The organism is Polaromonas sp. (genome assembly GCF_029945685.1).
Taxonomy (GTDB): Bacteria; Pseudomonadota; Gammaproteobacteria; order Burkholderiales; family Burkholderiaceae_C; genus Polaromonas.
Genome location: NZ_JAQSDA010000025.1, coordinates 164001 through 178653, shown reverse-complemented (window position 1 = coordinate 178653; position 14653 = coordinate 164001). Strand labels below are relative to the sequence as shown.

The 14653-nt window shown below is 64.0% G+C and carries 12 protein-coding genes; 8 read left to right on the top strand and 4 right to left on the bottom strand.

Features of this window, described 5'->3' with window-relative positions; translation table 11 throughout:
* Positions 1 to 53: 53 nt before the first annotated feature.
* Positions 54 to 668 (bottom strand): TetR/AcrR family transcriptional regulator, encoded by a 615-nt coding sequence (locus tag PSV26_RS16685; RefSeq protein ID WP_300572246.1) that lies wholly within the window; start codon positions 666 to 668, stop codon positions 54 to 56.
* Positions 669 to 787: 119 nt separating this feature from the next.
* Here PSV26_RS16685 and PSV26_RS16680 point away from each other — a divergent pair, with 119 nt between their 5' ends.
* The 8 genes from PSV26_RS16680 to glp all read left to right on the top strand — a co-directional run bounded on the left by PSV26_RS16680 (position 788) and on the right by glp (position 9268).
* Entirely contained in the window at positions 788 to 1612 is an 825-nt protein-coding gene (locus PSV26_RS16680) for a metal-dependent hydrolase (protein ID WP_300572245.1), read from the top strand.
* A gap of 173 nt (positions 1613 to 1785) precedes the next feature.
* Positions 1786 to 3069 carry a serine hydrolase gene (locus tag PSV26_RS16675; protein WP_300520228.1) on the top strand — a complete coding sequence of 428 codons (1284 nt, stop codon included), beginning with the start codon at positions 1786 to 1788 and terminating at the stop codon, positions 3067 to 3069.
* A gap of 68 nt (positions 3070 to 3137) precedes the next feature.
* Positions 3138 to 4571, top strand: coding sequence for an aldehyde dehydrogenase family protein (locus PSV26_RS16670; RefSeq protein ID WP_300520225.1), 1434 nt, complete (start codon positions 3138 to 3140; stop codon positions 4569 to 4571).
* A gap of 92 nt (positions 4572 to 4663) precedes the next feature.
* Positions 4664 to 5437 (top strand): SDR family oxidoreductase, encoded by a 774-nt coding sequence (locus tag PSV26_RS16665; protein ID WP_300572243.1) that lies wholly within the window; start codon positions 4664 to 4666, stop codon positions 5435 to 5437.
* 72 nt (positions 5438 to 5509) lie between these two features.
* Positions 5510 to 5929, top strand: a complete 420-nt coding sequence (locus tag PSV26_RS16660) for a BLUF domain-containing protein (RefSeq protein ID WP_300520221.1) — start codon at positions 5510 to 5512, stop codon at positions 5927 to 5929.
* A 100-nt stretch (positions 5930 to 6029) separates the two neighbouring features.
* Positions 6030 to 7157 carry a GTP 3',8-cyclase MoaA gene (gene moaA, locus PSV26_RS16655; RefSeq protein ID WP_300572241.1) on the top strand — a complete coding sequence of 376 codons (1128 nt, stop codon included), beginning with the start codon at positions 6030 to 6032 and terminating at the stop codon, positions 7155 to 7157.
* A 147-nt stretch (positions 7158 to 7304) separates the two neighbouring features.
* A complete protein-coding gene (gene mobA / locus PSV26_RS16650) occupies positions 7305 to 7937 on the top strand; it encodes a molybdenum cofactor guanylyltransferase MobA (RefSeq protein ID WP_300520215.1) in 633 nt (210 codons plus the stop codon).
* Entirely contained in the window at positions 7934 to 9268 is a 1335-nt protein-coding gene (gene glp / locus PSV26_RS16645; protein WP_300572239.1) for a gephyrin-like molybdotransferase Glp, read from the top strand. Before mobA ends, glp begins: the two co-directional genes overlap by 4 nt.
* A 192-nt stretch (positions 9269 to 9460) precedes the next feature.
* Here the strand turns inward: glp and PSV26_RS16640 are convergent, their stop codons facing one another.
* The 3 genes from PSV26_RS16640 to rnhA form a co-directional block, all read right to left on the bottom strand.
* Positions 9461 to 12616 carry an efflux RND transporter permease subunit gene (locus PSV26_RS16640; protein WP_300572237.1) on the bottom strand — a complete coding sequence of 1052 codons (3156 nt, stop codon included), beginning with the start codon at positions 12614 to 12616 and terminating at the stop codon, positions 9461 to 9463.
* Positions 12617 to 12648: 32 nt separating this feature from the next.
* A complete protein-coding gene (locus PSV26_RS16635; RefSeq protein ID WP_300520206.1) occupies positions 12649 to 13995 on the bottom strand; it encodes an efflux RND transporter periplasmic adaptor subunit in 1347 nt (448 codons plus the stop codon).
* A gap of 161 nt (positions 13996 to 14156) precedes the next feature.
* Entirely contained in the window at positions 14157 to 14630 is a 474-nt protein-coding gene (gene rnhA / locus PSV26_RS16630; protein WP_300520203.1) for a ribonuclease HI, read from the bottom strand.
* Positions 14631 to 14653 lie beyond the last annotated feature (23 nt).

Genomic DNA, 14653 nt, shown 5'->3' with positions numbered 1-14653 from the left:
AAAAGCCACGCTTTGCTTCGGCCCGCTTCGGCGGGCTTTTTTTTGGCTGCCGTTCAGCGTGCAGCGGCCAGAACGGCGCGTACCAGTGCGCTACAAGGTCCGGTCAGCGTTCGCAAATCGGCCGTGCGGTTGCTTTCGATGGCCTGCAGCACCAGCTCGTTGATACCACCGATGACGGCCATGGCCATCGTTGCGGTCAGCGCTTCGTCCTGCGGCGTGTGCGGATGGCCGGCGTTGACCACCTGAGCCACAAACTCGGCCATTTCCTGGTTCATCCGGCGCCGCACCTGCAGCCCCTCGGGGCCCAGGCTGAGGATCTCGATGAACAGCGTGCGCAGCAGCGCCGGGTTGCTGGCCAGACAATCGAGGTAGGCGCCCATCGCATGCTCGACCTGGGTCTTCCAGTCGCGGCCGGGGTCGATGGCACCCTTGAGCACCTTGAGCCCGCCGTGACTGGCTGCCACGTAAAGCGCGATCAGGCAGTCCTTCTTGGTGGCAAAACATTCGTAAAACGTCCGCTTTGAGACCCCGGCTTCGCGCACGATGTCGGCCACGGTGGTGTCGGCATAACCCTTGGTCGCCACGCTGTGCGCCATGCCTTCGAGCAGGCGCGAACGGTAGGCCCTGGCCGCTTCCATGCCGGCAGCGGAAGTGTCCTCGGAATACATGAATCGGCACCCTCCACGCAAAGTTAGAACCATCTCGGTACTTGACAGTACCACAGCACCACCCTATAGTCATTCTCACTGGTACCCACAGGTACCAAATTATTTCCCAGGGAGAAAACATGAGCGAACTGATTGTGCGCCGCCTGCTGATAGACCTGGAAACACCTCTGCCGCGGCACTGGTGCGCCGGGGATGCGTTCCGCACGGCTTTTTTCAATGCGCTGTCCATGAGTTTTCCGGTCGGTGAGCAGTTTTTCATCGACTCGGTGCGCATCGGCCTGAAAGCATTGCCTGCTGATTTGCAGGACCAGTACAAGGCCGAGGTCCAGGGTTTTGTCGGGCAGGAGGCCACGCACCGCCGCGTTCACGGCCTCTTCAACAAGCATCTCGAAACACAGGGCCTGGTCAACGACTGGGCGCCGCGCGCGGAAAAAAACATGCGGCTGCTGGCGGGCACCAACCCACTCCATGCGCTGGCCATCACCGCAGCCAATGAACATTTCACCGCGATCCTTGCCGAATGGATGCTGAGCAACCACGACCTGCTCGACAGCAGCGAGCCGCGCCTGAAAACCATGTGGCTGTGGCACTGCGCCGAAGAGTCGGAACATAAAAACACGGCCTTCGACGTGTACACCGCACTGGGCGGGAGCCACGAATGGCGCATCAAGTGGTTCCGCCGCATCACCTTTGTGTTTTTGACCGACACCCTGCGCCAGACCGTCAACAACCTGTACCACGATGGCACCTTGTGGAAGTGGAGCACCTGGAAAAGCGCCGCCAGCTACCTGTTCGGCCAGCGCGGTCTGCTCCGCCAGACCTACAAGCCCTGGCGCGAGTATCTGCGCACGGACTTTCATCCCAGCCAGCAGGCGAGCGACTTGTCGGCCCGCTGGCTGTCGGACAACAGCCGCACCTACACCGCCGTGGGAAGCGCGGCCTGAGCCAGCTGGCGCGGGCGCGACAGCCTCGCATGAAATTGCTATACTTTATATAGCAATCCTTTCATATCCCACAATGGAAAATGGCTGATTGAGCAATCAATCCGGCGCATCAAGACGTGCGTTGCATAAGGTCTCCAGCGGGCTAAACTGGCCGCTCATAACAAGGAGACAACATGACACCTATTCGTCCAAGCCTGCGCGGCCTGGCCCTTTGCATGGCTTTGGTCCTGCCACTGCTGGCCAGTGCCCGCGAGTTGCCACGCACCACACCGGAACGCGTCGACCTGTCCTCCCAGCGGCTGGACATGATCACCGAAACACTCAAGGCCGATGTGGCGGCCAACAAGATACCGGGCGCTGTGCTGCTGGTGGCGCGACGCGGCAAGGTAGCCTACTTTGAAAGCGTCGGCAAGCTGGACGCCGCCACCCCGGCCCCCATGACCAGGGATGCGATTTTCCGCATCTACTCCATGAGCAAACCCATCACGACGGTGGCGGCGATGATGCTGGTCGAAGACGGCAGGCTCAAGCTGGAAGACCCGATTTCCATGTACCTGCCCGAGTTCGCGAAGATGACGGTGGGTGTGGAAAAACCTGACGCCGGCGGCGCGCCCAGCCTGGACATCGTGCCCGCACGCCGCGCCATCACCGTGCAGGACCTGATGCGCCATACCTCCGGCATCACCTATGGCTTCTTCGGGCCTGGGCTGGTCAAGAAGGCCTACAACGACGCCAACATCAATGCGGGCGACCCCGACAACCACGAGTTCTCCCAGCGTGTTGCCAAGCTGCCGCTCGCCTACCAACCTGGCACCACCTGGGACTACAGCTATTCCACCGACATTCTCGGACGCGTGGTGGAAGTGGTCTCCGGCAAGTCGCTGTATGCTTTTGAGAAAGAGCGTCTGCTCGACCCCCTGGGCATGGCCGACACCAGTTTTTACGTCACGGATGTCGCCCGGCAAAAACGCCTGGCAGAACCGCTGGCCAACGACCGCAACTTCGGCGTCGGTGCCGACATCAGCGATCCGCGCGTTGTCAGAAAACTCGAGTCTGGCGGTGGCGGCATGGTGTCTACGGCCACCGACTACGCCCAGTTTCTGCAGATGCTGCTCAACGGCGGCACACTCGACGGCAAACGCTACCTGGGGCCCAGCACCTTGCGCCTGATGACATCTGACCATGCCAATGCCGGCGCGGGCGTGGTGCCGGGCCCGCTGTATCTGCCGGGTGCAGGCTACGGCTTTGGCCTTGGTTTTGCCGTGCGCCGCTCGACCGGCGAAGCGCCCTACCCCGGCGAGGCCGGCGAGTACTACTGGGGTGGCGCAGGTGGAACCTACATGTGGGTTGATCCAAAATCGGAGATGTTCGTCGTCTTCATGATGCAGTCACCCAAACACCGCACCCATTACCGAAGCCTGATCCGCAACATGGTCTACGCTGCGGTACTGAAATAAGGGACAGGGAGAGGGACAGCGAAAAGGGCGTGCTGGCAGCGACCAGTCCCTTGCGCGAGAATAGGGTGATGCAACTCAATTACATCGCCAACGCATCGGTCCGCTCCTCTTCGGGCAAAACCCTTCCTGTGATCGATCCGTCCGACGGTCAGCCCTTCGACGAGATCCAGCGCAGCAATGCGCAGGACATCGACCAGGCGGTGCAAGCCGCCCATGACTGCCTCAACACCGTCTGGCACAAGGTCACCGCCGCCGAACGTGGCCGGCTGCTGATGGCCCTGTCACGCAAGATCGCCGAACATGCCGATGAACTCGCAGCCATCGAGCAGCGCGATTGCGGCAAGCCCACCAAGCAGGCCAAAGCCGACGCCGCCGCGCTGGTGCGTTATTTCGAGTTCTACGCCGGCGCCTGCGACAAGCTGCACGGCGAGACCCTGCCCTACCTCGACGGCTACAGCGTGATGACCTGGCGCGAGCCGCACGGCGTGACCGGCCACATCATCCCGTGGAACTACCCGATGCAGATTTTCGGCCGCAGCGTTGGCGGCGCCCTGGCTGCCGGCAACGTCTGCGTGGTCAAGCCGGCCGAAGACGCCTGCCTGTCGCTGATCCGCGTGGCGCAACTGGCCGCCGAGGTGGGGTTTCCGGCCGGCGCCATCAACATCGTCACCGGTTACGGCCATGAAGTCGGCGATGCCCTGGCCCGCCACAGGGGCATCCATCACATCAGCTTCACCGGCAGCCCGACGGTGGGCACCTTGATCCAGCAGGTGGCGGCCGAGCGGCATTGCCCGGTCACGCTCGAACTCGGTGGCAAAAGCCCGCAAATCGTTTTTTCCGACGCGGACCTGGAGCAAGCCATTCCGGCGCTGGTCAACGCCATCGTGCAGAACGCCGGGCAGACCTGCTCGGCCGGCTCGCGCCTGCTGATTGACCAGCAGATTTATGAACCGCTGCTGGAGCGCCTGGGTCAGGCCTTCGAGAAGCTGCGCGTGGGCCCCGCCACCCTGGATCTGGACGTCGGACCGCTGATCCGCCAGACCCAGCAGCAGCGCGTCTGGGACTTCTTGAGCGACGCCCAGGTAGCCGGCATTCCCATGGTGGCGCAGGGCCAGATCGTCGATGAAGCGCCCGACACCGGCTTCTACCAGGCCCCGACGCTGCTGCGTGACGTGCCGGTGAAGCACCGCCTGGCGCAGGAAGAAGTGTTCGGCCCGGTGCTGTGCGCCATGAGTTTCCGCGATGAAGACCACGCGGTCGAACTCGCCAACGCCACCCAGTTCGGCCTGGTGGCCGGCATCTGGACCCGCGACGGCGGGCGCCAGTTCCGCATGGCCAAACGTGTGCAGAGCGGCCAGGTCTTCATCAACAACTACGGCGCCGGCGGCGGGGTGGAGTTGCCCTTCGGTGGCGTCAAGTCCTCGGGTTACGGACGGGAAAAAGGTTTTGAGGCCTTGTACGGCTTCACCACGCTGAAGACCGTGGCGATCCGGCATGGCTGAACCCGTCCGTCCTTCTTCAATATAAAACAGGCTGCAGCCCTTTATCATCGGGCGCCAGCAGCTACAACATTCATAGCAATTAAGGAAACACCATGCGACTCCAGAACAAATCCGTCATCGTCACAGGCGCCGGCGGCGGCATCGGCGAAGGCATTGCCAAACGGCTGGCCGCTGAAGGCGCGAAAGTCATCGTCAACGACATCAACAGCAGCCTCGGCGAAAAAGTCGTGGCCGACATCGTGAATGCCGGCGGAACCGCTTCCTTCTTCAAGGCGGACGTGACCCAAACCACCGAAGTCAAGGCGCTGGTGGCTGCGGCCGTACAGCGTTACGGCAAACTCGACGTGATGGTCAACAACGCCGGCTGGACGCATTTGAACCAGCCCGCACTGGAAACCACCGAGGAAGAGTTCGACCGCTGCTACGCGATCAACGTCAAAAGCATCTACCTCTCGACCATTCACGCCACGCCGGTGTTCCGCGCGCAGGGCGGCGGCAGTTTCATCAACATCGCGTCCACCGCCGGCGTGCGCCCGCGTCCGGGCCTGACCTGGTACAACGGCTCCAAGGGCGCGGTCATCACCACGTCGAAGTCGCTGGCGGCCGAACTTGGCCCGGACAACATCCGCGTCAACTGCATCAACCCGGTGTTCAACCCCGACACCGCGCTGTCCACCCAGTTTGCCGGTGGCACGGTCACAGGCCCTGAAGGAGAAGCGCGCCGCGCAAAGTTCCTGGCCAGCATTCCGCTCGGACGTTTTTCAACCGCGCTCGACGTCGCCAACGCCGCGCTCTACCTGGCCAGCGACGAAGCGGCGTTCATCAGCGGTGTGTGTATCGAGGTCGATGGCGGGCGTTGCGTTTGATTCCTGACCGGACGGAGAGCGCCCCGTGGGGGATTTCCATTTGTGACAAACTGAATCAATTTGGAGGAATCAATGCTCGTACAACTCACCTATGCCAGCCGTACCGCAAGTGTTCTCGGTGCAAACGATGTCAAGGACATTCTCGCCGCATCCAAGCGAAACAATGCGCTGGCTGGCGTGACTGGCGCGTTGTGCCTGAACAATGGCATCTTCCTTCAGCAGTTGGAGGGCGATAAAGCCGAGGTGAACGCGCTGTATCACCGCCTGCTGCGTGACGAACGCCATCGCGACCCCGCCATCCTGGATTTTTCCGAGATCACCCAGCGCCGATTTGGAAGCTGGTCCATGGGGCTGCTGTCATCCCTGGAAGAAAACCGCCAGATTTTCCAGAAGTATTCGGGAAGCCGTGACTTTGATCCCTACGCCATGAGCGTGCCGTCGTTGCGTGCCTTTTTCAACGAAATTGTGGACAACGTGCGCTGGCTCGGCTAAGCGCCATGATGGGCCTGCCCCGCATGATCCCGCAAGGATGCCGGTCGGTGTTCGCCTGGCCGCGCCAATGGCGTAAATTCCCTGCTTGGGCCTTTTCAGCATGACCGACAAAATCATCCCCATCGCAGACATCCGTTACGCCGCGCGCGTGCCGCACATCCCTGCGCAGCTGCAGGCGCCCACCGGCCTGCTGGCCGACGCGCTGGCCCGGCCGCTGCATGACCTGCGCATCAGCGTGACCGACCGCTGCAACTTCCGCTGCAGCTACTGCATGCCCAGCGAGGTCTTCAACAAGGACTATGCGTTTTTGCCGCAGACCTCGCTGCTGAGTTTTGAAGAGATCACGCGGCTCACCAGAATTTTTGTCGCGCACGGTGTCGAAAAAATCCGGCTGACCGGCGGCGAGCCGCTGCTGCGCAAGCACCTGGAAGTGCTGATCGGCATGCTGGCCCGGCTCGAAACGCCGCAGGGCAAGCCGCTGGACATCACACTGACGACCAACGGCTCCCTGCTGGTCAAAAAGGCCCAGGCCCTGAAAGACGCCGGCCTGCAGCGCGTCACCGTGAGCCTGGACGGACTGGACGACGCGGTGTTCCGGCGCATGAACGACGTGGACTTTCCGGTCGCCGACGTGCTCAAGGGCATCGAAGTCGCGCACCAGGTGGGCCTGGCGCCCATCAAGGTGAACATGGTGGTCAAGCGCGGCACCAACGATGCCGAGATCCTGCCCATGGCCCGGCATTTCCGCAACTCCGGGGTGGTGCTGCGTTTTATCGAATACATGGACGTGGGCGCGACCAACGGCTGGCGCATGGACGAAGTGATGCCCTCGGCCGAAGTCATCCAGCGCCTGCAGCAGGAATTTCCACTCGAAGCCATCGACCCCAACTACGTCGGGGAAACGGCCGAACGCTGGCGTTACGCCGATGGCGCTGGCGAAATTGGCGTGATCAGCAGCGTCACCAAGGCTTTTTGCGGCGACTGCAATCGGGCACGCCTGTCCACCGAGGGCAAGCTGTTTTTGTGCCTGTTCGCCAGCCAGGGCCACGACCTGCGCGCCCTGCTGCGCGACAGCCACTATTCCGACGAGCAGATTTCCGGCGCCGTCGCCCACATCTGGCAGGGCCGCAACGACCGTTATTCGGAGCTGCGTGCGGCGCTGCCGCCTGACAGTTCCATGCCGGGCGATGGCGGCAAACGCGTCGAGATGAGTTACATCGGTGGCTAGACATGAGCCCCCAGGCTCGTCACTTTGTGTACTTCGCTGCCCCCCGAGGGGGCGCTGCGCCTGCGGCCCGGCAAAGCCGGTTCCGCGGCCCCTGCTGGTAAAGAGTGTCCGCGCCTGCCCGGTATTCCGTACAAAGATTGGAAGCACATGATTGACACGATAGACGGCGCCGAAATCACCGGCATCATCCTTGCCGGCGGACGCGGCTCGCGCATGGGTGGGGTGGACAAGGGGCTGCAGAGCTTCAACGGCGTGCCACTGGCGCTGCACACCCTGCTGCGGCTGTCACCGCAGGTCGGCGAGGTGATGGTCAATGCCAACCGCAACCTCGCGGCCTATGAGTCGTTTGGTGTGCCGGTCTGGCCCGATGCAGCTGGCCTTGGTGAATTTTCCGGCCCTCTCGCAGGTTTCCTGACCGGGATGGAGCGCTGCGAGACACCTTACCTGGTGACCGTGCCCTGCGACACCCCGCTGTTCAGCCAGGAACTGGTCGCCCGCCTTGCGGAGGCGATGGTGCGGGACGATGCAGACATCGCCGTGGTGGCCGCCCCCGAGGAAGACGGCCAGTTGCGCGCGCAGCCGGTTTTCTGCCTGCTGCGCACCCGCCTGCTGGAAAGCCTGATGCTGTTCACCACCAGCGGCGGCCGCAAGATCGATGCGTGGACCGCGCAGCACAAAACCGTGCTTGTGCCCTTCAACCAGCCGGGCGACGACCCGCGTGCTTTCTTCAACGCCAACACCTTGGCGGAACTTCACCAGCTCGAAGCCCTGCGTCCATGAAGACCATCGCCCAGATCGCCGCTGAACTGCAGGGCTACGATCCGCAGGCCCTGCCCGCCGCCGATGTACTTCGCTTTCTGTCGCAGCTGGTGGAGCCGGTGCAGGACGTCGCGGAACTGCCGCTGTTCGAGGCGCTGGGCCGCGTGCTGGCGGCCGATGTGGTGTCGCCGTTCGACGTGCCGCCCCACGACAACTCGGCCATGGACGGGTACGCCTTTCACGGCGCCGCCCTCGCAGCGGGCACAGACCTGACCCTGAAAATCGTGGGCACGGCGCTGGCGGGCAAGGCCTGGCAGGGCACGGTCGGTGCCAGCGAGTGCGTGAAGATCATGACCGGCGCCATCATGCCGGCCGGGTTGGACACCGTGGTGCCGCAGGAATTTGTCAGCGTTCGGGGCGAGGCCATCACCCTGCCCGCCCGACTGCTGCAGCCGGGCGACAACCGCCGGCTGCGCGGCGAGGACCTCATGCAGGGCCGGCCAGCGCTATCAAAAGGCGAGCTGCTCACGCCCGCCCGGCTTGGGCTGGTGGCCTCTTTGGGCATGAAAACCGTCAGCACCCTGCGGCCGCTGCGGGTGGCCTACTTTTCAACGGGCGATGAAATCCTGTCGCTGGGCGAGGCGCCGCGCGAAGGTGCGGTCTACGACAGCAACCGCTACACGGTGTTCGGCATGCTCAGGCAGCTGGGCTGCGAGGTGATCGACATGGGCGTGGTGCAGGACGAGCCGGCCCTGCTGGAAGCAGCTTTCACAGCCGCCGCGGCGCAGGCCGATGCCATCATCACGTCCGGCGGTGTCAGCGTCGGCGAGGCCGACTACACCAAGGCCATGATGAAAAAGCTCGGCGACGTGGCCTTCTGGAAAATCGCCATGCGTCCCGGGCGGCCGATGGCGGTGGGCCGGATATCTCAAGCCAGATCGGCCTCCAGCCCAATGGATGCGGGCGCAAGCAGCTTCCAGAATGATAGCAACCGAGACGGTGCCATCCTGTTCGGCCTGCCGGGCAACCCGGTCGCGGTGATGGTGACTTTTCTGGCTTTTGTGCGGCCGGCCCTGCTGCAGATGATGGGATGCATCGACCCGGCGCCACCGCTGCTCAAGGCGCGCTGCCTGGAACCCATGCGCAAGAAGCCGGGCCGCACCGAGTACCAGCGCGGCTGGGTATCCACCGCCGCCGGCGGTTCGCTGCAGGTCAGGACCACCGGCAACCAGGGCTCGGGCGTGCTCAGCTCCATGGCACAGGCCAATGGCCTGATCGTGCTGCACCACAGCCAGGGCAACATCGCCACAGGCGACGAGGTGGATGTGATGATGTTCGACGGCTGGATGTGACCCTCACGGTCGATCACCGCGCGTAGCTCGCGTCCGCCAATATCCCGTCTTTCGACACCACAGAGCGATCAGAAGCAGCACGAAAGGTCCGCCCGGCCAGCCGGGGCCGCGAAACCGGCTTCGCCGGACCGCAAGCGCAGCGGCCCCCTCGGTGGGCAGCGCATGACACGCCGTGAAAAGTGGGGGGCCGTTTTACTTGGCGATGTATTCCGGAGATCCATGGTGGACCTCCGGCTCATCCTTCGCCACCGCCTTGTTGGCGCCCGGAATCGTGCTGCGGGCAAACAGCGCGTACATGGTCGGCACCACGAACACCGTCAGCAGCGTGCCCAGCGACATGCCGCCCACGATGACCCAGCCGATCTGGATGCGGCTTTCCGCGCCTGCCCCGGTGGCCAGCGCCAGCGGCAAGGCGCCCAGCACCATGGCGCCGGTGGTCATCAGGATCGGGCGCAGGCGCTGCGCGGAGGCCTTGACCAGCGCCTCCAGCATGTCCATGCCCTGGCCACGCAGCTGATTCGTGAACTCGACGATCAGGATGCCGTGTTTGGTGATCAGCCCGACCAGGGTGATCAGCCCGATCTGCGAATAGACATTGAGCGAGCCGCCTGACAGCTTGAGCGCAACCAGCGCACCGATCATCGACAGCGGCACCGACAGCATGATCACCAGCGGGTCGATGAAACTCTCGAACTGCGCGGCCAGCACCAGAAAAATGAAGACCAGCGCCAGCACGAACACGATGGCCAGGGCGCCCTGGGAATTCTTGAACTCGCGCGAGGTGCCGTTCAGGTCGGTGCTGTAGCCGGGCTTGAGCACCTTGGCCGAGATTTCGTTCATGAAGGTCAGCGCCTGGCCCAGCGAGTAGTCGGGTGCCAGGTTGGCCGTGATGGAGGCAGCCCGCCGCTGGCCGAAGTGATTGAGTTCGCGCGGCGAGACCGCCTCGCGCACGGTCACCAGGCTGGACAGCGGAATCATCGCGTCGCTGCGGCCGCGCACATAAATGCCTTCGATGTCTTCCGGCGTGCTGCGCCCGCCCGCTTCGGTCTGCACGATCACGTCGTACTGCTCGGCGTCGCGCTTGTAACGCGTCACGTTGCGCCCGCCCAGCATGGTTTCAATCGCCTTGGCCACCACTTCCACGCTGACGCCGAGATCGGCGGCCTTGGCACGGTTGACGTCGATGCGCAGCTCGGGCTTGTTCAGGCGCAGGTCCGACACCGGCGACTGGATGCCCGGGTTTTTGGCAATCTCGGCGAGCAACTGCTCGACCACGATGTTGAGGTTTTCGTAGCTGTCCGAGGTCTGGATCACAAAATTGAGCGGCCGCTCGCGAAAGCCCTGGCCCAGCGATGGCGGCGTGATCGGAAACGCCGTGACGCCCGGCAGGCTGGCGAACTTGGGCTGCAGTTCACGCGCCATCTCCAGCGTGCTGCGCTTGCGGTCGTCCCAGTCCACCGTGCGGTAGATGACACTGGCCTGCGACACGGTGGGGTTGCCGATACTCGCAAAGATCCGGTCGAACTCCTTGTAGGGCTGGCCCATTTTCTCCAGCGCCTCGGCATAACGGTTGGTGTAGTCCAGCGTGGCGCCATCGGGCGCATTGACGGTGGCCAGGATGGTGCCCCGGTCTTCCAGCGGCGACAACTCCTGCTTCATGGTCGGGAAGATCAGCAAAATGGCCAGCGCGCTGGCCAGCATGACACCCACCACGATCCAGCGCGCCTGCAGCACCCAGGCCCTGAGGCCGCCGCCCTGGCCAGCCACCGGCTGGTAACGCCGGATGAGCACCCAGCGCAGCACGCTGGCGTAACGGTCGGAGACCGCGTTGAGAAAGCGCTCCATGCCGCGGTCAAAAACATTGGGTTTCGGGTTGTGTTTGAGAAGCTTGGCGCACAGCATGGGCGTCAGGGTCAGCGCCACAAAACCCGACACGACCACCGCGCCGGCCAGCGCCAGCGCAAACTCCACAAACAGCCGGCCGGTGCGCCCGGGTGTGAAGGCCAGGGGCGCGTAAACCGCCACCAGCGTCGCCGTCATGGTGACGACGGCAAAACCGATTTCCCGCGCGCCCTTGATGGCTGCCGAAAACGGATCCAGTCCCTCTTCGATGTGACGGAAGATGTTTTCCAGCATCACGATGGCATCATCGACCACCAGCCCGATGGCCAGCACCAGCGCCAGCAGCGTCAGCGTGTTGATGGTGAAGCCCGCCAGCGCCATCAGCGCAAAGGTGCCGACCAGGCTGACCGGGATGGTGACGATGGGAATGATGGACGCGCGGAAGGTGCGCAGGAACACAAAGATCACGAGGGCCACCAGCGCCACTGCTTCGGCGATGGTCTGGTAGACGTTCTTGACCGAACGGTCGATGAACACCGAGTTGTCATTGGCGATGTCGATATTGACTTCCGGCGGCAGATCGGCCTTGAGCTGCGGAATCATGTTGCGCACGCCTTGCGACAGGTCCAGCGGGTTGGCGGTGGCCTGGCGGATCACGCCGGCCCCGATGGCCGCTCGGCCATTGAGCCGCACGCCGCTGCGCTCGTCCGCGGCGCCTTCCTCGACACGCGCCACATCGCGCACCTTGACCGGGAAACCGTTGACGCTGCGGATCACCACCTCGCCGAACTGTTCGGGACGCACCAGGCCGGTCTCGGACGTCACGCTGAACTCGCGTTGCTGCGATTCAATGCGGCCGGCGGGAACCTCCAGGTTGCTGCGGCGGATGGCGTCCTCGATGTCCTGCGTGGTCAGGCGGTAGGCCGCCATTTTCCGGGGATCGAGCCAGACACGCATCGCGTATTTGCGTTCACCGAAGATGCGCACATCGGCCACACCGGTGACAGTTTGCAGGCGCGGCTTGACGATGCGATTGACGAGGTCGTTGATCTGCAGCCGGGTCAGGCTGTCGCTGGTGAAGGCCAGCCAGATCACGGGAAACGCATCGGCCTCGACCTTGGCAATCACCGGCTCTTCAATGGCCTGCGGCAGCTTGTTGCGTACCCGCGAGGTGCGGTCGCGCACCTCGGCGGCCGCGGCGTCGGCGTCTTTCTCGAGCCGGAAACGCACGGAAATCTGGCTCTGGTCGGCGCGGCTGATCGAAGTCAGCACATCCACCGCGTCGATGCCGGCAATCGAGTCCTCCAGCGGCTTGGTCACCTGTGATTCGATCACCTCGGCCGAGGCACCGGGGTAACGCACGCTGACCGTCACCACCGGCTCGTCGATCTTGGGGTACTCGCGTACCGTCAGGCGCTGGAAACTGACCGCGCCGATCAGCACGATCAGCAGGGACAGCACGGTGGCAAACACCGGGCGACGTATCGAGACTTCTGCCAGTTGCATCAGGGGAGTCCAGTCAGGAGATGGCTTCGGACTCAGGCCGGCTTGCGTGTCGCCCGGGCCCGGGCTTCGGGCATGGCTTCGGTGGGAACCGGCGCCGGAGCGCTGCCACGTACCGCTCCGGACACTGCAGGCGCGGGCCCCGCCTCACGCATGCCCACCAGACAGGGGTTGGCCCCACCCATGGATTTCCCCGCCGGCGCGCGCGGGACTTCGGGCGCGGCCGCCACCACGGGCGCGGCGGCGGGCGCACCGTCGGCCGCCCGGCCGGCAGTGGACGGACCCAGATCCACCACACGCACGGTCATGCCGTCGCGCTGAATGCGCTGCTGGCCGGTGGTAACCACCATGTCGCCAGGCTCCAGCCCGCCCGTGATCTCCGCCTGGCCGGGCCGCCGGATACCCACCTGCACCGCCACCCGCCGGGCAATCCAGGTCTGCGCCTCCGCCCCGGGCAGCAGCTTGATGACATATTGTTTTTCCCCTTGGGGTACCAGCGCCTCTTCCGGAATGACCCTGGCGTTGTTCCGCTCGCCAAAGACCGCGTTGACGCGGGCAAACATGCCGGGACGCAGCTGCAGTTGCCGGTTGTCGATACAGGCCCGCACCGCCACCGAGCGGCCATTGGCGTCGATCAGCGGATCGATCGCCTGCACCACCGCCGTGTATTTCCGTCCCGGCAGCGCGTCCATGTCCACCAGGGCGGTCTGACCGCGCTGGAGCTTGTTCTGGAAGCGCTCGGGCAGGCGGAAGTCGACAAACACGGCGTCGATGTCTTCAATATTGACAATGTCGGCCCCGTCCTTGAGGTAGTCCCCGGGATTGACCTGGCGGATACCGGCAATGCCGTCGAAGGGCGCGACGATTTTCAGCCTCGCGGCAGTGGCCTTCGACAGAGACAGCCTGGCCTGCGCCACCTGCAGGTTGGCGGCACTTTCATCGAGGGAGCGCTGACTGACAAAGTTCTGCGCGACCAGTTCCTGGTTGCGCTTCTGGTTGGCCTGGGCGATCGACAGCTCGGCCTGGCTTTGCTGCACCTGCGCCAAGGGCAGCTGGTCGTCAAACTGCACCAGCACCTGCCCCTTGCGCACGCGCTGGCCGTCGGTGAAATTAAGCTGGGTGATGCGGCCACTGACCTCCGGGCGCAACACCACGCTGCGGCGTGAACGCAGACTGCCGACCGCCTGGGCGTCGTCCACCAGTTTCACGACCGTCACCCTGGCGGCCTCCACCGTCGGCCGAGCACCGGCTGACGCCTGCGACTGCCCCGCCGGCGCGGCCTTGACCGGGCTGTTGGCCTTGTTCTGGTACCACCATGCGGCGCCCGACAGGCCGGCAATGCCGAGCACAGCGACGACAGAATAAATTGCTTTTGATGCCATGGGGGGACGGTTGATAAAGATCAAAACTTGGACGATCGATCAATGTAACAGCAGGTTGTCCCGCCGGCGTCCCCTGAAGGAAATCCCGAGCAATATCGGGGTCAGATTTACGTCGGCTTTACATTGGCGCCGTCCACCGCCCACCGCCGCAACGGGGAGGGTCAGCCCCTGGACAAGGCCAGAACCACACCTTTGTTGGCCAGGGCATCTGCGCGCTCGTTGCCGGGGTCGCCGGCATGCCCCTTGACCCAGCGCCACTCGATGGTGTGGCCACTGCTGCTGATCAGGTTGTCGAGCTTTTGCCAGAGGTCGATGTTCTTCACGGGCTGTTTGGCGGCGGTGCGCCAGCCGCGTGCCTTCCAGCCGCTGATCCACTCGGTGATGCCCTTGCGCACATATTCACTGTCCAGGTACAGCGTGACGCGGCAGGGCCGCTTGAGCGCGGCCAGCGCTTCGATGACCGCGGTCATCTCCATGCGGTTGTTGGTCGTGCCCATCTCGCCGCCAAACAGCTCCTTGACGGTGTCGCCGCTGGTCAGCATCGCGCCCCAGCCTCCGGGGCCAGGGTTGCCCTTGCAGGCGCCGTCGGTGTAGATCACCACATGTTGTGCTGTGGCTGGCGAAAAATCAGTCATGCGTTGCGCAAGTCCTTGGTTGT